This window comes from Tateyamaria sp. Alg231-49 (genome assembly GCF_900143535.1).
Taxonomy (GTDB): domain Bacteria; phylum Pseudomonadota; class Alphaproteobacteria; order Rhodobacterales; family Rhodobacteraceae; genus Tateyamaria.
Map to the genome: position 1 here is coordinate 1 of NZ_FRFA01000011.1, position 21,575 is coordinate 21,575.

19 protein-coding genes, 1 tRNA gene and 1 pseudogene are annotated in these 21,575 nt (G+C 57.5%); 10 read left to right on the forward strand and 11 right to left on the reverse strand.

Going from position 1 to position 21,575, the window contains the following annotated elements:
* Positions 1-469 precede the first annotated feature (469 nt).
* Positions 470-1,585 carry a linear amide C-N hydrolase gene (locus DHN60_RS15965; RefSeq protein ID WP_108838333.1) on the forward strand — a complete coding sequence of 372 codons (1,116 nt, stop codon included), beginning with the start codon at positions 470-472 and terminating at the stop codon, positions 1,583-1,585.
* Between the two features lie 401 nt (positions 1,586-1,986).
* Here DHN60_RS15965 and DHN60_RS15970 read toward each other — a convergent pair whose 3' ends face one another.
* On the reverse strand, positions 1,987-2,598 hold the full coding sequence (locus tag DHN60_RS15970) for a TetR/AcrR family transcriptional regulator (RefSeq protein ID WP_306416013.1): 612 nt from the start codon (positions 2,596-2,598) through the stop codon (positions 1,987-1,989).
* Positions 2,599-2,707: 109 nt separating this feature from the next.
* Here DHN60_RS15970 and DHN60_RS15975 point away from each other — a divergent pair, with 109 nt between their 5' ends.
* Complete coding sequence (locus DHN60_RS15975) at positions 2,708-3,127, forward strand: DUF4345 domain-containing protein (protein WP_108838335.1); 420 nt, start codon at positions 2,708-2,710, stop codon at positions 3,125-3,127.
* A gap of 207 nt (positions 3,128-3,334) precedes the next feature.
* Here DHN60_RS15975 and DHN60_RS15980 read toward each other — a convergent pair.
* Both DHN60_RS15980 and DHN60_RS15985 read right to left on the reverse strand, forming a co-directional pair.
* Positions 3,335-3,787: pseudogene (locus DHN60_RS15980) on the reverse strand (transposase); the annotation flags it as partial.
* Positions 3,788-4,215: 428 nt separating this feature from the next.
* Positions 4,216-4,292: transfer RNA gene (locus DHN60_RS15985), tRNA-Arg, on the reverse strand.
* Positions 4,293-4,421: 129 nt separating this feature from the next.
* Between DHN60_RS15985 and DHN60_RS15990 the strand changes: the two genes are divergently transcribed.
* The 8 genes from DHN60_RS15990 to DHN60_RS16025 all read left to right on the forward strand — a co-directional run bounded on the left by DHN60_RS15990 (position 4,422) and on the right by DHN60_RS16025 (position 11,763).
* A complete protein-coding gene (locus DHN60_RS15990) occupies positions 4,422-5,450 on the forward strand; it encodes a LacI family DNA-binding transcriptional regulator (protein ID WP_108838336.1) in 1,029 nt (342 codons plus the stop codon).
* Complete coding sequence (locus DHN60_RS15995; protein ID WP_108838337.1) at positions 5,447-6,655, forward strand: winged helix-turn-helix domain-containing protein; 1,209 nt, start codon at positions 5,447-5,449, stop codon at positions 6,653-6,655. Before DHN60_RS15990 ends, DHN60_RS15995 begins: the two co-directional genes overlap by 4 nt.
* Positions 6,656-6,693: 38 nt before the next feature.
* Complete coding sequence (locus DHN60_RS16000) at positions 6,694-7,440, forward strand: allophanate hydrolase subunit 1 (protein WP_108838338.1); 747 nt, start codon at positions 6,694-6,696, stop codon at positions 7,438-7,440.
* Positions 7,437-8,462, forward strand: coding sequence for a biotin-dependent carboxyltransferase family protein (locus tag DHN60_RS16005; protein WP_108838339.1), 1,026 nt, complete (start codon positions 7,437-7,439; stop codon positions 8,460-8,462). Before DHN60_RS16000 ends, DHN60_RS16005 begins: the two co-directional genes overlap by 4 nt.
* 4 nt (positions 8,463-8,466) lie before the next feature.
* The gene (locus DHN60_RS16010) at positions 8,467-9,234 is read left to right on the forward strand and encodes a LamB/YcsF family protein (RefSeq protein ID WP_234423667.1); all 768 of its coding nucleotides are present in this window, start codon (positions 8,467-8,469) and stop codon (positions 9,232-9,234) included.
* 122 nt (positions 9,235-9,356) lie between these two features.
* Positions 9,357-10,565, forward strand: coding sequence for an alpha-D-ribose 1-methylphosphonate 5-triphosphate diphosphatase (locus DHN60_RS16015; RefSeq protein WP_108838341.1), 1,209 nt, complete (start codon positions 9,357-9,359; stop codon positions 10,563-10,565).
* 69 nt (positions 10,566-10,634) lie between these two features.
* The gene (locus DHN60_RS16020) at positions 10,635-11,348 is read left to right on the forward strand and encodes a cytochrome c biogenesis CcdA family protein (protein WP_108838342.1); all 714 of its coding nucleotides are present in this window, start codon (positions 10,635-10,637) and stop codon (positions 11,346-11,348) included.
* A gap of 16 nt (positions 11,349-11,364) precedes the next feature.
* Positions 11,365-11,763, forward strand: a complete 399-nt coding sequence (locus tag DHN60_RS16025; RefSeq protein WP_108838343.1) for a thioredoxin family protein — start codon at positions 11,365-11,367, stop codon at positions 11,761-11,763.
* A gap of 67 nt (positions 11,764-11,830) precedes the next feature.
* On the opposite strand, the gene DHN60_RS16030 is transcribed toward DHN60_RS16025, so the two are convergent.
* The 8 genes from DHN60_RS16030 to DHN60_RS16065 all read right to left on the reverse strand — a co-directional run bounded on the left by DHN60_RS16030 (position 11,831) and on the right by DHN60_RS16065 (position 21,542).
* Complete coding sequence (locus DHN60_RS16030) at positions 11,831-13,804, reverse strand: thiamine pyrophosphate-binding protein (RefSeq protein ID WP_108838344.1); 1,974 nt, start codon at positions 13,802-13,804, stop codon at positions 11,831-11,833.
* Entirely contained in the window at positions 13,801-15,411 is a 1,611-nt protein-coding gene (locus DHN60_RS16035) for a glutamate synthase-related protein (protein ID WP_108838345.1), read from the reverse strand. The genes DHN60_RS16030 and DHN60_RS16035 overlap by 4 nt, the downstream gene beginning before the upstream one ends.
* A 124-nt stretch (positions 15,412-15,535) precedes the next feature.
* Positions 15,536-16,405, reverse strand: a complete 870-nt coding sequence (locus tag DHN60_RS16040) for a sugar phosphate isomerase/epimerase (protein WP_108838346.1) — start codon at positions 16,403-16,405, stop codon at positions 15,536-15,538.
* Complete coding sequence (locus DHN60_RS16045) at positions 16,402-17,313, reverse strand: NAD(P)-dependent oxidoreductase (RefSeq protein WP_108838347.1); 912 nt, start codon at positions 17,311-17,313, stop codon at positions 16,402-16,404. The genes DHN60_RS16040 and DHN60_RS16045 overlap by 4 nt, the downstream gene beginning before the upstream one ends.
* A 152-nt stretch (positions 17,314-17,465) precedes the next feature.
* The gene (locus DHN60_RS16050; protein ID WP_108838348.1) at positions 17,466-18,464 is read right to left on the reverse strand and encodes a Gfo/Idh/MocA family protein; all 999 of its coding nucleotides are present in this window, start codon (positions 18,462-18,464) and stop codon (positions 17,466-17,468) included.
* Positions 18,461-19,504 carry a Gfo/Idh/MocA family protein gene (locus DHN60_RS16055; protein WP_108838349.1) on the reverse strand — a complete coding sequence of 348 codons (1,044 nt, stop codon included), beginning with the start codon at positions 19,502-19,504 and terminating at the stop codon, positions 18,461-18,463. Before DHN60_RS16055 ends, DHN60_RS16050 begins: the two co-directional genes overlap by 4 nt.
* Positions 19,501-20,508 carry a Gfo/Idh/MocA family protein gene (locus tag DHN60_RS16060; protein WP_108838350.1) on the reverse strand — a complete coding sequence of 336 codons (1,008 nt, stop codon included), beginning with the start codon at positions 20,506-20,508 and terminating at the stop codon, positions 19,501-19,503. Before DHN60_RS16060 ends, DHN60_RS16055 begins: the two co-directional genes overlap by 4 nt.
* Positions 20,505-21,542, reverse strand: coding sequence for a Gfo/Idh/MocA family protein (locus tag DHN60_RS16065; protein ID WP_108838351.1), 1,038 nt, complete (start codon positions 21,540-21,542; stop codon positions 20,505-20,507). Before DHN60_RS16065 ends, DHN60_RS16060 begins: the two co-directional genes overlap by 4 nt.
* Positions 21,543-21,575 lie beyond the last annotated feature (33 nt).

Consider the following 21,575-nt stretch of genomic DNA (forward strand, 5'->3'; position numbering starts at 1 on the left):
CCATCGCTTAACCGATGCGCTTCCAGAAATTCCTTCGAAATATCAATGCCTATGCTATCATCTGTCATCATCGTCATGTCCTATGCTTGTCATGCAAGCCCATGAAAAATCCAGCTTGCGTATCCGTTCAGGCCTCATGCGAAGACGGCGGCTGACCATACTCGAAAACGGTCCCTCACGACCAAGCCCAAAGCGATCCAGCCGCCACCACTGCCAGCCATAAATGGCTTGGCCGGCAGTGGCTCAATCTTTGCAGATCGATAAGGAAAGCATAAGACAAGCCCAAAGCGGTCAAGGGAAAACGGCCATTTTTGGTCGATGCTATCGACGATAGAGTACCTAGCGCTACGTCGTAAAGTCGGGATTGGCACTGCATTCGGCACGCTCAAAGACGTAATGCGGCACCCCAAATGGCGTGCTTTATTGTTCACGGGTCAGACGCTTTGGTATGTAAGGCAAGGAGGTTCAAATGAGCTATTTAAAAAAACTCTGTGGCATATCTGTTGCTGGGTTTGTCAGTTTTGGCGCCAATATGGCAAGCTCTTGCACGTTTATCACACTGACAGGAGCTGATGGTACGGTAGTTGCCTCCCGGACCATGGAATGGGGTACGTTTGATCTGTCCCCAGTCATGACATTTGTTCCGGCAGGCACTGAGGCCTCAGCAATGAAAATGCCAGATGACAAAGATGGCGCAAAATGGGTCACCAAATACGACATCGCCGGCGTGACCATGCTGGGCCAGATGCTCTTTGGCGACGGCATAAACTCCGAAGGTTTGAACGTTTCGCTGCTCTATCTGCCTGGGTTTGCGGAGTATCAAGAATATGATCCCGTTAAAGCTGAAATCTCGCTGGCCCCCGTCGATTTTGTTGGCTTTATGCTGAGCCAATTCGCTTCGGTGGCCGAAGTTAAGCAGGCGGCAGAAAAAATTCGAGTGGTGCCTGTTGTAACGCCAGAGCTTGGCGGCCCGGCGCCAGTGCACTTCTCAGTAACCGATAAAAGTGGCGATCAGATCATTGTTGAGTTTGTCGGCGGCGAAATGAAAATCTATGATAAGACATTAGGCGTGCTGACCAACTCACCACCGTATGACTGGCACATCAACAATGCGCGGAATTACATCAACATGCGATCCGTCGCTTGGCCTTCGGTTAAAGTCGACGGGATTGATCTTGCGCCAATCGGGTATGGAACCGGGATGTTGGGCTTGCCCGGAGACTTCACGCCACCATCACGTTTTATCCGCGCACTGGCCTGGACTCAGACGTCTCGTCCAACCGATGGAGGAGAAGACACGGTACACGAGGCTATCCGCATCCTTGCCAACTTCCAGCTCCCGATGGAGGCGACCGACCAAAAGTTGAATCCTGCTGAATTGGAGGTTCTGAAGTACGGAGGGACGCAGTACACCGTGTCTTATGATCTCCAAAATTTGAAAGCTTATTACTATACAAGCATGAACCCCAACTTACGCAGTGTTGACTTCAAAAAGTTTGATTTCGATGCGCTGTCGTCGCCTCTGAAGATTCCAATGCGTGATCAATCGGCCCCGTTTGCAATTGATGTAACACCAACCCCTTGAGTGCTATCTTAGCATCCTAATAAACTGGACCTAAGCCGTTTTGACATATGAGATACGCTTTCCAGACCAATCCCCTATGATGCAATCGAGAGGGGCTTATAATACAGGTGGCGATTAAAGGTCGATAGCGGCTGGCTCGGTGTTTCTAATTGGGTTGGCTTTGGAAACCTATTCGTTGGGCAAGGGATAGATAAAAACGGTAACAGTCCGAATAGTGGCCCCTGCAATCAGACAGATGGAGGGTTTATCCCACTCTGTACCAGTTCATCCATAGCGCAACGAATGGCGGAAATCTCTGACTGGGCATTCGTGCACTAGGCAGAGAACGGCTAAACTGAGCCCAAAGCGTCGAAGGCTGCTGATTGCATGGATGTCCGTTTTTCCCGGAACTGCCTATTGGCTTATGCAATGACGCTTGTAAGTAGACGTTCGGTCATCAATGTTACGTCGACCCAAGGGTAATCGGGGATAGTGTTCATACAAAGAGCGATGCCGATCATTCCCGATATGAGAGTGTCGGTCCTCACTTGAACATCAGGTTCGTTCGGAAGAACCTCTCGGATCAAATCTGAAAACATTGAGAAGTGTGCCAGGGTCTTTTCGTCGCTAATGAACGTACTGACATCCGCCCGGTTCACGTCGTTGGACATAAAGACAAGTCGATACTGATCGGGATGATCGGTCCAATAGGCGACAAAGGTTTGTGCCGCTAACTGTAGCCGTTCAATTGGAGCAGCAGAAAACTTTAGCCGTTTTTGGATTTCATCTGACATGTCCGATAAGACGTCCGCCCAAAGGTACCGCAGAATATCCGTCTTACCCTCAAAATGTGCATAGATCGTCATCGGCGAGCATCCAACCTCCTTGGCCAGGCGGCGCATTGAAACCGCTCCGAAGCCTTCTACTCGGTAGATCTCGAGCGCGTGCTTCCCAATTTTTGCTTGGTACTCAAGAATATCGATCTCACTGCGGCGGGGTCTGCCTGCGCGTCTAGTCATGGTTGGGCACTCCATTTTAATCTGGAACGCGTCCCAAATAAGTCTTGCGCTGTCAAGTTTGTATTAATATGGAACGCGTGCCAAGTATTTTTCACCCTCACGGCCTGCCTTTAGGAGAAATGAAATGAAGAAGATCAAATTGCTGAACGCGGTTGTCGTTATCATTGGTGCCGTCATCATGTTCCTAGGTTTGAACGTCGGCCTCGGCGGGATTAAGACACTGGGATGGCAATCAACCCGTGATTTTGTGTCGATCACCGATGCGGCAACATTCCATACTCAAGATAGCCACATACGATTTATTGGTGGTGTCTGGTTTGGCGTCGGTGCTGCGTTCATAATCGGAGGTTTTGCAATGCGCCAGTTTCGCTCAACTTTGATCATTCTATCGGCCATGATCGCAATCGCGGGTCTGTTTCGACTAAGTAGCATGGATACCGGGGGGGTGTTTAGCGCTGCCATTGCCCCGTCCTTCGCATTCGAACTTGTTGGTTTTCCGCTACTTGCATCGTGGCTGATAGTTTCTGACAAACGAGAAGTTTAGCTTGTCAAGGATGAGAAGATTTTTGATGGCAGATACTTAGCCGATTGACCTGCAAGGCGGCTTTGTCCCGCAACTGAGACGCTAGGCATTGGCGCAGTGAATGTCCGATGCTGGAAAAGCGGCCGTTGAAACTTGTCCGTCGTCAGAGTTTTTGGAACCAATGGCGACCTAAACTAAGAGAGAGTTTGGCTCATCTGGTTGGTTTGATTATGCGGCGCGTTGTCTGTGTTGCAAGCGGCGCGTTTCGAGCGTCTTTCGTTTGATCCTTTCCCGTTGCTTTAGAATGGCTTTGTCACGCCCGAAGTAGACGTCTGCGGGTGTGACGTTGTTGATGCTCTCGTGATACCGCTGATGATTGTAGTGGTCGACGAAGGCTTCGATCTGGGCCTCAAGATCACCGGGTAGGAAGTAGTTTTCGAGCAGGATGCGGTTCTTCAAGGTTTGGTGCCAGCGTTCGATCTTGCCTTGAGTTTGAGGATGATACGGCGCACCGCGCGAGTGCCTCATGCCTTTGTCTTTCAACCACTCGGCCAGATCCCCTGAGACGTAGCTTGAGCCGTTATCGCTGAGCAGACGTGGCTTGTGGACGACATGCACCTGATCACAGCCGGAAGCCTGCAATGCGAGTTCCAGTGTATCCGTCACGTCCTCGGTTCGCATAAGCCGCTGTTTGGTCGTTCACGTCGACGGTCCTAGCCGTGAACAGGTTCCCAGCATTATCAGAAGCCTGAAGGCCGACTACGCTCAAGAACTGGGTGTTGATGAGCGCTTGTTTGCGATGACCTTGGATGACCACGATTGGTTGTTAAGTACGTGGCCCGATCACAGGTCCATTCGCGTTCTTTCTGAACTTCTGAGAAGTTTGATCGACAGATCTCAAACTCTGATTGCCTCGGTCTAAAAGGCAGAAAGTGTGTCGACATACATCCATCTCGGACGGGGCAAACAGGGAACGTAAGGTGATACCCTGTACCGGTTTTGTACGGACAACCGCCGTTTGGACCCCGTTTGTTCCAGTTTTTGCTCGCACCACCAAAATAAGGAGTCATGAAAAAATCTACTAACCTATTGATTTATATGCAGTAAATTGGCGGCCCCGGTAGGACTTGAACCTACAACCTGCCCCTTAGGAGGGGGCTGCTCTATCCAGTTGAGCCACGGGGCCGTATGCACTCCAATTATCGGCTTAGAACTGCGTTGTCACCCGCCGCAGGTATGCAAAACGCGCCGAGTCTCTTGAAACATCGCGGCAATTGGCGCTAACTCCAAGAACAATAAATTCGAAGGACTGCCCTTGACCGATCGCGCCCCACGCCCGCTAACTTTGCGCGATGTTTCTGCAGCATCCGGCGTTTCCGAAATGACCGTCAGCCGCGTGTTGCGCAACCGCGGTGATGTGAGCGAAGCAACCCGCGCCAAAGTGCTCGAGGCCGCCAAAACGCTTGGCTATGTGCCAAATAAGATTGCAGGGTCGTTGGCTTCGCAGCAGGTCAACCTTGTCGCTGTGATCATCCCCTCACTGGGCAATATGGTCTTTCCCGAGGTGCTGACAGGCATCAATCAGGTGCTCGAAGAAACGCCTTTGCAACCCGTCTTTGGCGTCACCGACTACATGCGCGACAAAGAAGAACGCGTGCTGTATGAAATGCTGTCCTGGCGCCCGTCCGGCATCATCATCGCGGGCCTTGAGCATTCAGATGCCACCCGCGCCATGCTGGAAAACGCAGCCATCCCCGTGGTTGAGATTATGGACACTGATGGCAATCCTGTCGATAGCATGGTGGGTATTTCGCACCGTGCCGCAGGGCAGGACATGGCCCGTGCCATCCTGAAACAGGGTTATAGCCGGATTGGGTTCATGGGCACGTCGATGCCTCGGGATCACCGGGCGCGCAAGCGGTTCGAGGGGCTGACTGAGGTGCTGGGCAAGGCGGGCATCGAAATCGAAGCACGCGACTTTTATTCCGGAGGTTCAGCGCTGGCCAAGGGCCGCGAAATGACCAAGGCGATGCTGGACGAAAATCCTGATCTGGATTTCCTTTACTACTCCAATGACATGATCGGTGCGGGCGGGTTGCTTTACCTGATCGAACAGGGTGTCGACATACCGGGCCAGATCGGACTGGCCGGGTTCAATGGCGTTGACCTTCTTGATGGATTGCCACGCCGCCTTGCAACGATGGACGCCTGCCGCCTCGACATCGGGCGCGCGGCGGCCAACATCATTCTCGAACGGTTGGCCGGGGCAACAGAACCAAAGCATATCACCCTGACACCGACAATTTCTTATGGTGACACCCTGCGTCGTCAACGGCGGCCTTGACCCCCTTCACTCTGACGAACAGCGCGGCTCGCCGCGTGTTTCTGGACCGCCACGCCTTGACCGATGCTCCGCAGGGAGCGGCCCATGGTCAGGATTTGCTCAACCTGATTGAGCGACTGGGGTTTGTGCAACTCGACAGCATCAACACGGTGGCGCGTGCCCACGATCTTATCCTGTTTTCGCGAAAGGCCCGGTACCGACCAAAGGCACTAAAACTGCTTTACGAACGCGATCGGGCGCTGTTCGAACACTGGACCCATGATGCAGCCGTCGTCCCAATTTCCTTTTATCCGTATTGGCATATGCGCCGCGAGCGGGACGCGGCCCTTCTGAGGCGGCGTTGGAAAGATTGGCGTCGCGACGGTTTTGAGGGGCAGTTCCAATCTGTCCTCGACATGATCCGCGAACGGGGCCCAGTCTGTTCGGCGCAGGTCGGAGAGGGCGAAAAACGCGGGTCAGGCGGGTGGTGGGACTGGCATCCTTCCAAAACGGCGCTGGAATACCTGTGGCGCAGCGGAGCGTTGACCGTCGTGAAGCGGCAGGGCTTTCAGAAATACTATGATTTGACAGAACGCGTGATTGACCGCACGACCATCGGAAACGCACCTGATACAGAAGAGACCATCGACTGGTGCTGCCGTGAGGCGTTGACCCGGCTGGGCTTTGCCACTCATGGCGAGTTGGCGGCGTTCTGGGATCACATTTCCCCTGCTGAGGCGAAAGAGTGGTGCACCCGGGCGCTGGCAACGGGGCGGATCATCCAGATTTGTATCACCTGCGTCGATGGCACCGTCCGCCCCGCTTACGCGTGGCCAGACCTGCCTGATTGCCCAACCCAAAAATCTGACCCAACCCCACGATTGCGAGTTCTCAGCCCGTTTGACCCGGCCCTGCGCGATCGCAAACGGGCAGAGCGCCTGTTTGGCTTTGACTACCGCATCGAAATCTTTGTACCCGAGCCGAAACGCAAATACGGCTACTACGTCTTTCCACTTCTTGAAGGTGACCGGATCGTCGGACGTATCGACATGAAGGCATTTCGGGCCGAAGACACCCTGCGCGTGCGTGCTGTTTGGCCAGAGCGTGGGGTGCGCTGGGGCAAAGGCCGCCAGCGCGCGCTTGAAACTGAACTGGATCGCGTTCTGCGTTTGGCTGGTGTGTCTAAACTCGCATTTGAAGATGCATGGTTGCGTACCCCACTTTAACCAATTGCGCGCAGTCCCAAAGCCGTTAGGTTCGCCATATGCAAACCGCTTCATTCGTTCCAACAATCCGATCCGTGGGCCTGAATGGCCTGCTCGTAACATTTGGCGAACGTGCGACTGACGCGGCAAACCGCGCGGCCATCGCTTTTCGGGCCGAGGTAGACTCCATGGCTTGGCCCGAGATTGCCGAAAGCAGCAGTACGCTGGCGTCCGCATTTTTTCGTGTGGATTTGGCAGAGCATGATTTTGAGGGCCTGAGAGACCGTTTGAACGCTGTTTTGGCTTCCAAGGACTGGACCACAACTGCGCTGCCTTCGAACCGAACACTGTGGACCATTCCAGCCGTATTTGGCGGCCCCCGCGCGCCACAATTGGCCGAGGCCGCAGAGGCCGCAGGGCTGAGCGTTGCCCAAGCCGAGGCCGCGCTGACCTCGACAAGGCTGCGCGTTCTCACCTTGGGCTTTGCGCCCGGCCAACCCTATCTTGGGACTTTGGGCGAAGAATGGAATATCCCGCGTCAGGTCGGCCTGTCCCCCAATATTCCCGCTGGTGCGCTGGTCGCCGCCGTGCGTCAGATTTGCCTCTTTACCAAGGACACACCCACCGGCTGGCGCCATGTTGGCCAATCCGCCTTTGCCTGTTTTCGCCCATCCAGCACGACACCCTTCCCCCTCGCACCCGGGGATGAGGTACAATTCACTGCAATCACCGACCAAGAGTTGGCACGCATAGAGGCGCATAATGCGGACGGTGCAGGCGGTGCATTGCGCGAGGTGCTCGAATGAGGGGGCTAATCGTTCACACCGCCGGACCGGGTGTCGCAGTCCAAGATCTGGGGCGGCCAGGGTTCCTCGCGATGGGTTTGACAAATGGCGGAGCTGCCGACCTGCGCGCCGTGCACGAAGGGGCCGCACTCTTGCAGCAGGATCCCAGCCTTGCAGTGCTTGAAATGGTCGGGACCGGAGGCGCGTTTGAGGCGACCGAAGATTTGCGCATAGCCCTGACAGGCGGCGTGATGACGGCGGACGTCGACGGACGCGCCATCGCATGGAACGCAAGCCATGCCGTTCCCAAAGGAGCGCGGCTGACAATCGGACCGACACGCACCGGAACCTATGGGTATCTCCACGTCGGCGGTGGGTTTTCGACTGAGGCGAGCCTTGGCGCACGGGCCACTCACCTGTCCTGCGGTCTGGGTGCGCTGGTGGCAGCGGGTGACACACTGCCGGTCGGCCCCGACACCAGCCAAGAAGTGGGCATGACACTGGCCCCGGATGCGCGCTTCACCGGAGGCACGATTCGTGTCGTGCCCAGCATGCAAACCGAAGACTTCGACATCGCAATCCGAGACCGGTTTGCACAAACAGAGTTTCGCCGAGACCCACGGGCCAACCGGCAGGGCATCCGCATGGACAGCGACGGCGAAGGCTTTTCCAACCCCAAAGCCCTCAGCATCGTCAGCGAAGTCATTGTGCCCGGCGACATTCAGATTACCGGTGACGGCACACCTTTTGTGCTGATGGCTGAATGCCAGACCACAGGCGGGTACCCCCGCATTGGCACCGTTTTGCCCTGCGACTTGCCACGTGTGGCGCAAGCCCCGGCCGGTGCCAGCCTGCGCTTTGACTTTGTAACCCTAGAAGAGGGTGCCGCCATTCAAGCGCGCGCCAATTCTGATCTGGCCAAACTCACCGCCGCAGTGACACCTTTGGTGCGTGACCCGTCCACGATGCAGGACCTGCTCAGCTACCAGCTTATTGATGGCGCGATTTCGGCCACGCACCCCCATTTGGATGAAGGAGACTAACCCCATGCAAGTCGATCTGAACGCGGATATGGGCGAAAGCTTTGGCCCTTGGAAAATGGGCGACGATGCCGCCCTGCTTGGCACTGTGACATCGGCCAGTATTGCGTGCGGCGCCCACGCGGGCGATCCTGATGTTATGGCGTCGACTATGCGGATCGCACTGGAAAAAGGGGTGGGGATCGGCTCGCATCCCGGTTTTGCCGACATTCAGGGCTTTGGACGTCGGCGTATCGACATGCCACTCGCCTCATTGCAAAACTCGATCCGCTGTCAAGTCGGGGCCAGCCTTGGCATGGCACGCAGTCTGGGCGCAACGGTGCGCCATATCAAACTGCACGGAGCACTCGGCAATATGACGTCCGAGGATGAGGACATGGCCCGTGGGTGCTATGAGGCGGCCCTGTCCGCCCACCCGGACGCGATCATCATGGTGCTGGCCGCCACCGCCCAAGAGCGCGCAGCGCGCAGTCTGGGAGCAGCCTTTGCCTGCGAGATTTTTGCCGACCGTGCCTATAATGCGGATGCGACGCTTGTGGATCGACGCAAGCCCGGCGCGGTGATCCATGACGCTGAGCTTGCAGGCAAACGGATGGTCGAAATGGTGAAGGCCCAAGCCATCATCACCGAAGACGGCACCCGGATCGAAACACCAATCGACAGCATCTGCTGTCACGGTGACACCCCCGAAGCCGTAGACATCGCCGCGTCTGTGCGACGGACGCTTGAGGCCGAGGGGATAACCGTCAAAGCATTTGACGGACGCCGAGGCTGACCCCCCCCTTCGCCTGTCCAAACAAACCCTGATGCAGGCGATTGAGATACATGAACGTTGACGGCCCCGACGGCAAAGCACCGGGTGCGGCGCTCCCTTCTGACATTGGAAAGACTTGAACGATGCAAACATTCCAAGGTGCAACGGTCTATCTGCCGGGCGAGATTGCGGAAACGAACGTGACCATCGCGGATGGTCTGATCGCTGAAATCGGGGGGGCACCGCAAGGCGAGGTCATCGACGCGCGCGGGCTGATCCTTGCCCCTGCCCTGATCGACGTGCATGGCGATGCGTTTGAAAGACAAGTCATGCCGCGCCCCGGCGTTTACTTCCCCATGGAAACCGCTGTGTTGGAAACCGATAGGCAGCTGGCAGCCAACGGGATCGCAACGACCTATCACTCCATCACACTCAGCTTTGAACCGGGCCTGCGCAGCGTCGATAGAGGGCGCGAGATGATGCAAACCATCCGTGATCTGGCCCCCCGCCTTTTGGTCGAGAACCGTATTCAGTTGCGTTGGGAAACCTTCGCCTTTGAGGCGCTTGAAACAATCGATTGGGCACTGGATGCGCCGCTGAGCCCTTCGCTTGCGTTCAATGATCACCTGTCGATGTCGATGCGCAGCTTTGATACGAAAATTCAGGATCGACAGTTCGAACACAGTCCCAACTATGCTCTCGCCGACCCGTATGACCCGCGCCTTGCAACGGTGCGGCACGAAAAACACGCGGCACGCGCGGGTCTGGCAATTGACGACTACATGGCGCTGATTGAGCGGGTGTGGGCGCGCCGTTCAGACGTACCGGGCGCAATGCAAACGCTTGCGGGCAAAGCCCGCGCCAAAGGCGTGCCAATGCTCAGCCATGACGACACTCAGGTCGAAACGCGCCAGCATTATCGCGATATGGGCGTCACAGTGGCCGAATTCCCAATGACCATGGCGCCGATTAAAGACGCGCGGGCAAATGGGGATACGATCATCTTCGGCGCGCCGAATGCGGTGCGCGGCGGCAGTCACATCGGATCACTTGCCGCGGGCGACATGGTCGAAGAGGGGCTGTGTGACGTGCTGGCGTCAGATTACTACTACCCCGCTATGCTGGCGGCAGTGGATCGGTTGGACCGCGAAAAGCGCGCAGATCGATCGACGCTTTGGTCTTTGGTATCGACAGGCCCAGCGCGCGCGATGCAGTTGGACGATCGTGGCGAGATTGCCGTGGGTCAACGCGCTGATCTGGTGCTGGTCGACTGGCCTGACGGCCGGACTCCGGCTGTGCAAGGCACTTGGGTGGCCGGTCGCCCGGCATATCGCGCGCAGCCCGCGCACTGACAACATCGTGAGTGCACGTAAGAGCGGTTTTCCTTGCCCGCCAAACGCCGGGTCGTACATACCGAGCGAATGGAATTCGTCTTTGCATATCTCGCCGGGCTATTGACCCTGATCAACCCATGCGTCCTGCCGGTTCTGCCTATTGTACTGGTCAGTGCCCTGAACGCGGACCGGTATGGCCCTGTGGCATTGGCCGCGGGGATGAGCGTTTCTTTCGTGACCTTCGGGTTACTGGTCACGGCATTTGGGCCTGCAATCGGGCTGACCCAAGACACGATTGCACAGGCCGGGGCCGTCTTGATGATCCTGTTCGGGATCGTACTGGTCGTGCCGATGTTTGCGCGGCAATTCGAAATGGCGACCGCCGGGTTTGCGTCTCAGGCCGACAGCCGGATGAACGATGTGGACGCCTCAGGGAAAAAGGGACAGTTCCTTGGCGGTTTGCTTCTTGGCGCCGTTTGGTCACCATGTATCGGTCCAACCCTCGGCGGGGCCATCGCGCTGGCGTCTCAGGGACAGAACCTCGGCTATGCCGGGTTGATTATGGTATTCTTCGCCATGGGCGTTTCCACCCTGATCATCGGTCTTGGCCTTGGCGCGCGCGAAGCAATCCGCACGCGGGCCCAATCCTTGCGCGGGATCGCGGAACGCTCCAAACCCATCCTTGGCATCACCTTCATCGCTGTTGGATTGATGCTGTTCTTCCAGATTCACCACATCATCGAAGCATGGGCGCTGGAGGTCATGCCAATCTGGTTGCAAGACCTCTCTGTCGCTCTCTAACTCCCGGAGACCACATATGGACCGTCGTACTTTTCTGATCTCAGCGGCAGCGGCAAGTGCTGTGCCCTTCGCCGTTCAAGCCGCTGGCTTTGTTGACTACACGCCCGGTGCAATTGACGCGGCGCTGGCCGAAGGCAAAACAGTGTTTGTCGATTTTTCCGCCACATGGTGCAGCACCTGCAAGCGTCAGGAACGTGTGATCAACGCCCTGCGCGCCGAAAACCCGGACTATGACTCCAAGCTGACTTTCATCAAGGTTGATTGGGATACGTACAAGAGCGCCGACGTCACGACGTCTCGCAACATCCCGCGCCGTTCGACTCTGTTGCTTTTGCGTGGAGACGACGAACTGGGCCGCGTTATCGCAGGCACTTCCAAAAGCCAGATCAAGGCGCTGATGGATATCGGCCTCTGATACTGTCCTGATACGAGATCCAACCTGTGCGACTGGCCCGCAGCCTGACCCCTGACTGCGGCAGTAATTACACCAGGTCAGCGTCTGTCAAGATCTCCACCAGGGCCGGGCCGTCCACATCGAGCGCCTTTTGCAACGCCGCCTCGATGGCATCTGCCGCGACGACCTTTTCCCCGTGCGCACCGCAAATCTTGGCAAAGGCGGCGAAGGATGGGTTGTGCAGGTTGGTCTCCCAAACCGGCCATTCACCGGAGCGTTGCTCTTTGGATATCTTGCCCAGCTCTCCGTTGTGCAAGAGGACATGGGTGATATCCATCCCGTACTTAACGGCAGTGGTCAGTTCCATCGGGTATTGGCCGAACCCACCATCGCCAGAAATCGAGATCACTTTGCGCCCCTTCAACCACTCGAAATCCTGCGTCGCAGCCCAAGCACCCATACCCGCGGGAAAGCCAAAACCAATGGACCCAAGATAGCCAGACATCAGCACGCGCTGTCCCTTCGTCTCAAAATAGCGGCCAAACGAGTAGGTGTTGTTACCCACGTCCACAGCAATAATCGCATCGCTTGGCGCCACGCGGGACAACGCGGCAAAGATCGCCGCAGAGTGGATGCCTTTGCAGCCTTCCTCGCCCAATCGGGTCTGTTTTTCGTCCTGCCACATCTGCCAACGTTCAGCCAGTTCGCCAACCTGATCGGGGGCATCGGCCGGTCGGTTGATTTGCGGCGCAATGCCTTCGCAAAATGCACCAATCTCTGCCCAGATCGGCAAGGTAACGGGATGGAACTTGCCCAACTGCATCCGTTCGTAATCGACCTGAATAATGGTCTTGCCCCGTTCAATCCCGGTGTGGTTGGAAAATGACGTGCCAAGGGTCAGGATAAGGTCCGCTTCGTTCATGAACCAACTGGCAATGGGCGTACCTGAGCGACCAAGGACGCCCGCGGCGTTAGGGTGATCATCCGCAATCAATCCCTTGCCCTTGAACGTCGTCAGAACCGGCGCACCCAGATCAGCGGCCAGTTTCGTGATCGCCTCCATATGATCCCACGCGCCGTGTCCCACCACGAGGATCGGGCGCTCCGCCTTGTTAAGCAAAGCGAGCGCATCCGAAACATCTTCATCGCTTGGCTTCACAACCGCACGGCCCATGCGCCCATCGGGCGCGCCGGCTGGGTTGTCAGACGGATTGGTCTGCATATCGTCTGGAAAAATCAAATGCGCTACATCCTGTTCCACGAGCGCGTTTTTCATGGCCAGCGAAACAAGTTCAGAGTGGTTCGATGTCGACAGAACCGTTTGGCTGAATTTACTGACGGCGTCGAAGGCCGACGCCAGATCAATGTCCTGAAACGCGCCGGGTCCAAATACCTGCGTTTGAACCTGACCGGTCAACGCCAGTACAGGCGCGCGGTCCACTTTTGCATCCCACAGGCCGGTCAACAGGTTGGTGGCACCCGGTCCTGCAATGGTCAGGCAGGCCGCAGGATGGCCGGTCAACTTACCATAGGCCGAGGCGGCAAAGGCGGCCGCCCCTTCGTGACGGATGCCGATATACTTCATCTCACCCGCTTCAACGCGCATCCGTATGGCATCAGCAAGACCAAGGTTGGAATGCCCCACCATTCCGAACACGTGCTTGATACCCCAGTTGACCATGCTTTCGGCCATCTGATCGCTCACCGTGCGTTCATGGGGCGGCTCGGGTTCAAGCCCGACAAAGATCTCTTCGCCTTCGATCTTTACCGGATAAATCGTCTGGCCGGTATCCTCGTGGCCCCCGGGTGGCTTACCCGTCAGCGGATCAAAATCCCAACCGTGCCACGGGCATCGGATCCAGCATTTGCCACCCTCTCCACGCTCAATTGAGCCCTCCCCCAGGGGGCCACGCTGGTGCGGGCAATGATTGTTCATCGCAGCCCACTGACCATCGAAATGAGACAGGCAGATTGATGTGGTGCGCGCTGTGACCGTCTTGACCCGCCCTTCGGGAAGATCGCCGGTGTGTCCGACGCTGATCCAATCCAAAGTCTCGCTCATGACAGTCCTCCAAACGCCACGCCCGAGATATCGGACATGTCCCTTTTCCACGTGGTCAGATCGCTTGCGTTAAACTTGCCAAGGTGATCGTGGCCACAGGCCCGCGCCATCACCTGCATCAACTCAGTGCTTGCCTCGAAGAAATTGGCCAATTGGCGGGCTGACTTTTCCACGACCAGGCGGCTCACCAGATGCGGCTTCTGACTTGCAATACCCACCGGGCAGTTGTTCGTGTGGCACGCGCGCATGGCGATGCATCCAATCGCCTGCATCGCAGAATTGGACACTGCAATCGCGTCCGCACCCATAGCCAACGCTTTGACAAAATCAGCAGGCTTGCGCAGCCCGCCGGTGATGACCAGAGACACATCGTTGCGCTCAAGCCGGTCAAGATGCGCGCGGGCCCGTGCCAACGTAGGGATCGTGGGGACCGAGATGTTGTCACGGAAAATAATGGGGGCCGCACCCGTACCACCCCCGCGCCCATCAAGGATAATGTAATCGACGCCCACGGTGAGAGCGGCATCAATATCCTTTTCGATGTGCTGGGCACTCAGCTTGTATCCAATCGGAATACCCCCAGTGCGATCCCGCACCTCGTCGGCAAAATCCTTGATCTGCAGCGGGTCGCTCCAGTCAGGAAACCGCGCTGGGGAAATGGCGTCTTGGCCTTCGTTCAGCCCGCGCACTTCGGCGATCTTACCGGTGACCTTGTGGCCGGGCAAATGGCCGCCCGTGCCCGTTTTGGCCCCCTGTCCACCTTTGAAATGGAACGCCTGGGCTTTGGCCAACTTGTCCCAAGTAAAGCCAAAGCGGCCCGACGCCAGTTCGTAGAAGTACTTGGAGTTCGCCTCCTGCTCTTCGGGCAACATGCCGCCTTCGCCCGAACAGATTCCTGTCCCAGCCAGTTCGGCACCGCGGGCAAGGGCGACTTTGGCGGGTTCTGAAAGCGCGCCATAAGACATGTCAGACACGAACAAAGGGATGTCGAGGCGCATTGGTTTTTGCGCGTTTGGGCCGATGACGACTTCAGTACCGACGGCGTCGTTGTCCAGCAGTGGAGCTTTGTGCAATTGAGCCGTGATGATTTGGATATCGTCCCAGTCCGGAAGCGTATGGCGCGGCACGCCCATAGCATCGACGACACCGTGATGGCCTGTCTTGGACAACCCATCCCGCGCGTATTGCTGGATCAGACCGGTATACGGTTCTTCCTCAGTTCCGTGCGATGTGTCGGCATAAAGCCCAAGATAGCTGTCGCGATTAAAGGGCTGCGGGTTAGCGTGCGCCCATGCTGAAATCTCATCCGCATCGACACAAACGTCGTCAGTTTCGATCCAACTTTTGAACTTTGGAAGGGCCTCGTCATTGGCGTATTCGCTGACACCGCTATCCAGACGGTAATCCCAGTCATGCAGTCCACAAATCAGGTTGTTCCCACGCACAAAGCCATCCGACATCAACGCGCCCCGATGCAGACACCGCCCATAAAAAACCGAGACTTCATCATCAAACCGCACCACCACCAAATCGACTTCGCCGACGAGCGCGTAGGCCGGGCTACGGTCGTCCAGCGCAGATAGCTGCGCCACAATTTCTTTTTTCATCAAAGGGTCCCACCTGTTCTTATGAAGTCAGGTTGGCACAGGTCATCAAACAAAGCACATCACAATTCTTTTGGCGCACAGATCGCGCGACGAATGGCGAAGGCGGGGTCGTTTGAGCCAGACGTCAGGCAGGCTCAAAGATCTCACGGAAACGGTCGATACAGGCGCGGAACCCGGCCTCAAAATCGCCGTTTCCGGGGTGATACACGCTTTCGAAGGACACAACACCTGCGTAGCCGTCACTGCGCAAGGCATCCGCCATGGGTTTGAACAACGGACCCAATTGCCCGTGCCCCATCTCACGCACTTCCAACGTGGCACGGGGCGTATCGACCAGCACGTCCTTGATGTGGATATGGCCAAGCAGGCCGGCTTTCACCTCATCATACCCGTCCGGATAGGCCAGCTCGTGACACCAGCAGTTGTTCGCGGGATCCCACAGCACCTTCAGCACGTCGGCCGCGTCCAGTTCTTCGATCAACTTGCGCGCAGTGTAGTTCGAGTTGACCATGGTCCCGTTGCCGGTTTCGACGACCAGCGTGATTTCCTCACTCCGCGCCAATTCCACCGCGGGTGCAATCAACGGAGCCACCTGATCCCAAGCGCCCTTGGCGACATTCCAGCGTTCTGCTCCATTTCGACCCCACAGGATTTGTTCCTTCTTCGGAGTCATGATGCGCACCAGCGGGCTGCCGACCACATGGGCCATGTCGATCGCTCGCTTGAGCGCGTCCATATGCTGGGTGTGCAAAGGATCGCCGGGCCGGTTCGCAGATGTGGTACCGGCAAATATGTGCCGGGACAGGCAACTAACCGGCTTTCCCCGGTCGCGCAGAAGGCTGTTGATAGCTCTGATTTCCTCTGCGGGATGATCGCCGACTTCAGTATCGCCTACGAATTGCAGCTCGGCGTAGGTCAGCTCAAATTCGTCCATAACGTCGATGGCATGGGCCAAATCCCGGCTGATCCCGTCGGTGATAACACCCAGCTTCATCGGGTCACCTTGGCGCCGTCGCGGTGCAACTCGGCGCCCACGATCTCTTCGATCACACGGGTTGCAACCCAGTTGTCTCCATCAGGGTGGCGGGTGCGTCCGGCGTGGAAAATCTGCATCGCAGCCGCCGCCGTATGGAGTGGGACGCCAAGCTCCTCGCCCAGGGCCATCGAGATTGTCAGGTCCTTATGCATGGTGTTGATGTGGCTTCCCGTCCCTTCGAACTGACGGTCGATGATCTTTTCCAGTGCATTGTTGGTGATGCCAGACCCCGCGGATGAAGTTGAAAACACGTCCAATATCACTTGCCCCGGCACACCTGCCTTAGCGGCCAGTGCGGCAGCTTCGAATGTCGCGGAAAAGATGGACCCGATCAGGGATTGCAGGCACGCTTTGACAACCTGACCCTCGCCCGGCGCCGTTCCGACGTGATGGATAGAGGCGGACACAGCCTCCATCACCGGCCGCGCATCGCCCAGAACGTTGTCTGGCGCAGCGGCCATCATAGTCAGAGTACCGCCCTGCGCTCCGGGATAGCCACCCGATACTGGGCTGTCGATCAACTTGAGGCCTGTATCTTTCAACCCTTCACCAATGGCACGTGCCTCAGCCGGTTTGATGGTTGAAGTCAGCAAAATGGTTCCGCCGGGTGCCATGGAACTGGCCAAGCCGCCTTCGCCGAGGATAACGTCATGCGCCTCGGCCCCCTTCATCACCATGACAAAGACGTATTGGGCATTTGCCCCCACATCGGCAGTTGAGGTCGCGGCGTGGCCGCCCATCTGCGCAAAGGCACTGTGGCGTTCCGGGATCACGTCCCGGCCCCAAGTTTCAAATCCGTTGGCGATCAGGTTCTTGGCCAGTCCACTGCCCATATCTCCCAATCCAATAACACCCACTGACGGCATCAGATGCTCCTTTTCTCATCCATTTTTCCGGTGGGGTTTCACGTCATGCGCGGACGCCGGGCAGGTCCAAAAGACACCCCCTGCCCTATCGCGGCACGCTTTGGCGCGCGCCATCAGGCTAGCACAGGATTGGCAAAAGGCGATTCAGAATTTCAGTGGATATCGATGGATGTACCGGTTTGCGCCGCGTGCTTGATGGCTTCGATCACTTGCACCGCGCGCAAACCGTCCGCCGCGCTGACCAGCGGTGCCGCGCGGCCTGCGATCACGTCAGAAAAATGTGAAATCTGTGCAGACAGTGGATCACTCAAGGGCAAGGGATGGCGCGTTTGATCCATCGGCGCCCACCAGTCCGGGCCAGCTTTTTGGCTCCATACGGTAAGGTTGGGAAGGGAAAGTGATCCATGTGTTCCACCAATCAAGTAGGAGGATTGATCCGTCTTGGGGTAGGCTGGGTTTTCGCCAGCCGTCAGCTCCCAACTCCACGGGCCAAGGCTAACATCAGACAAGTTCACTGTACCGAGCGCACCGTTGGCAAATCGTAAAATGGCAACGCTGACTTCCTCGGCTTCTGCCCCTCGGACTGCGTTGCTCTCGAAGGCTTGTACACTCGCAATCGGTCCACACAGGTGCATCAGCACATCCACATCGTGGATCAAGTTAATAAACAACGGTCCTGCACCCGCGCCCTGCCGCCAGTCGGCCTCGTAATAATGGTCGGGTTTGGGCAACCAGCATTGCCCATGCACTGCCGTCAGAGCGCCCAAGACACCAGAGTCGATGATCTCTTTGGCCTTGGCCACGAGTGGGTTATGGCGGCGATGATGGCCTACAAGAATGGGCACATCACCAGCACAAGCCACCAAATCAGCACCTTCGGCAGCAGTACCGGCCAGCGGTTTTTCGATCAGCATTGGGCAACCCGCACCGATCAGCTCCTTGGCCATCGGCGCGTGCAACGCATTTGGCACCGCCAGAATGATTCCGTCAGACACTCTCGCTAGTTCCGCCAAGTCACGCGCACGCGGCCACTCCATTTCCGACACCGAAGGATCAAGCACCGCGGACAGTGTCACATTCGGCGTTCGATCGATGGCTGCGATATGCTGCCGCCCAATCAAACCCGCCCCGGCCACCCCAATCCGCGTCATGGTTGCCACCCTTCATACATTGGATGGTCGGCGCCCAAGGGCAACGCCACAGGTATGCTACTGCGATGCGAGGCATAGATCGCCGTCACCAGCTCAATCGAACCCGCTCCGTCCTCAAGAGAGACAGCAGAGTTTGGCTCTCCACCGAGGGAGTTGGCAATTTCCGAAAGGAAGCCTGCAAATCCGGATGGACGCGAGGGGACGTTCGCAACGATAGCATCTACCTCTCTCTGCCGGTCCGGATCGCGGGCCTTAAAAGTCCACTCTCCCTCACCGGGAGTGTACGGAAGCGTGTGTGAAGTCGCTGTCAGGTGTTCGTAAACAAAGCGCAAGCGCGTTTCATCTGTCGCGCCCCCAAGGGTGATCGAACTCGTCGCGATGGCCCCACCCTCAAGATCAAAGATCAGTGCGGCAGTATCTTCCGTTTCAATCGGATTGACGAGTGTTCCAAGCCGCGCGGTTACTTGGCGGATGGGCGCCACAAAATGGGACAACAGATCATGCGCATGGATTGCGTGCCCCAGAACTGCTCCGCCCTGTTCACCCGCCCAAGTCCCGCGCCAAGGAATGGCATAATAATCCGCCGCACGATTCCAATGCGTCTCAATTGACGCTGCGCGCGGCCGCCCCGTCATCCCGGCGGCACGCAAAGCATTCAACTGATCAAATGCTGGACCAAAGCGGTACTGAAACACAGGAAAGACCTGCTTGCCCGCCTTGCGTGCAGCGGCGCGGATGGCATCAACCTGCGCCATTGATGTCGCCAGCGGCTTCTCGCAGATCACATGTTTTCCAGCTTCCACAGCAGCAATAGCGACCGGTGCGTGCATGTGCGGCGGCAAACATATGTCGATCACGTCAACGTCCGCCTGCAATGCAGCGTCTATATCCGCCAGACCCACAATGTCGTCACCACATAATGCTGCGCGCCGGTCTGCATCCTGATCAGCAAGGTGCGTAACCGCGAACGCGTCCAACTCCCGATATGCCGCGAGGTGCTGCGCCCCAATTCCACCACCAAGAATAGCAACGCGGATCATGATACACCTGCCTCTGCAAGGCGCTGCGCCTCAAGGGCCAGCTCCATGACTTTGAAGCAGTGCGTTTGGCTCATGGCCGTCTCAGTCCGGTGCGCGATATCGTGTGCAAAGCGGTCGAAATAGGGCAACCCGGCCTCGCGCCCGTCCATGGTTTCGCAGCGCGCGCCGTTGACCAGGATCAGGCTGTCCGTACCTGCGCGGCCAGCTACATCCACGTACTTGCGCAACTCGATGTAGCCGTCAGTGCCCAGCAAGGTCAGGCGGCCATCCCCCCAATTCGGCAGGGCATCTGGGGTGTACCAGTCCACGCGAATGTAACCCGAAGCTTGGGGCGCACGAAGTGCAACCTCTCCAAAATCTTGCAGACCTGAATCGCCCGGATTGGCGTGATTGGCGACGTGTGCCATCGTTACGTCAGCACTTTCGGAGCCAGTGAAATGAAGGAATTGGTCAATCTGATGTGACGCAATATCCGTCAGCACGCCCCCGTATCTATCCCGCTCAAAGAACCATTCCGGGCGCGTTGCACGATTTAGACGGTGGGGGCCAAGGCCGGTTGTGTGGACCACACGCCCAATGGCTCCTTCTTGGACCAATTGATCCGCCAACGTAACGCAAGGGACCTCAAAACGTTCAGAGAAATTGATCGACCAGATACGACCTGTTTCGGCCACCGCTGCCTTGATCTGATCCAACTGCTCGATGGTGGTGCAACCCGGCTTGTCCGTCATGACATCATGGCCGGTCTGCATCGCGCGAATAGACAAGGCTGCGCGATCCGCAGGGATCGCAGAGACAAGAGCAAGGTCAGCGCCAGCCGCAAGCGCATCCTCGAGGGTCGCGAACCGATGAAGCTCAGGAAAACGTTCGACATACCCCGCCAGCGGTTGCGGTGTACCGTCAGTCCAATAGCCAAGGCAGCGACCACCAATGCGCACCATGTTTTCAGTCATGCCATAGATGTGACGGTGATCCAGCCCAAGGGCGACGAAACTAAGGGTCATGTGGGAACATCCGTAAGTGTTTGGTTGCGCGCGGCTTGTTCCATTGCATGAATGACGGCATGCACGTGCAACGCCTCGTCCATGGGGACCAAAGGGGCCGCCTCGTTGCGCACTGCCTGCGCAAAATCTTCGATCATGGACTGGTGCCAGCCATGGGAAAACGCCATCGGATCAGCGCCACCACCTGTGCCCGCACTTGTATCGGGGGTCATCAAGTCTTGTCGGCCGTCATGCCAGTCGATCCGCAGTTTATCGCCCTGTAGCAGGACCTGCGCTTTGGTCGTGGTGATCGCTATGCTTTCCGCACCTCCCGGATAGGCGGCTGTGCTGGCGCTCAACACACCCGACGCCCCTGAGGCAAAGGTCAAAAGGCCCGATGCAATGTCTTCGGCTTCCATACGGTGCAACGGGCTGGTGCGCATTTGGGCCTGCACCTGCGCGACAGACCCGACCAACCACAGAGCCAGATCAAGGCTGTGGATCGCTTGATTGATCATCACGCCGCCCCCATCACGGTCATAGCTGCCGCGCCCGGGTTCATCGTAATAGGCCTGATCGCGCCACCAAGGAACACGGATGTCCACGTGGACAATGTCGCCCAGATCACTTGCCAACAGTTTGGCCTTCAACGCCTGAGACGCCGCGCGCGTGCGGTGCTGAAAGCACACACCGGCCAGCACACCAAAGCGGGCATAGGTGGCCCCGATTGCACGGGCCGCATCCAGCGTCCGCTCAATCGGTTTTTCCATGAGCGTTGGAACTCGGGCCTCCGCCAAAGCATCGGCAAAACCAGCCCGCGCGTTCGGCGGGGTAATCAGGATGGCCATATCAGGTGGGGTAGACAAAGCCTCCCCAACATCCGTGAATGCTGGGACCGCATGTCCGACAGTATCCCCTGCCTGCGCGCAAAACGCCTTTGTGCGCACCGGGTCACGACCCAGAACACCCGCCAGACGCAACCCCGCCTGGTTGTCCCGCAACGCCAGTACATGGGTCTGGGCCACCATGCCCGCGCCAATCAGCAACACATCCATTGTGACCTTTGCCCCCTTTCGCAAAGCATCCCC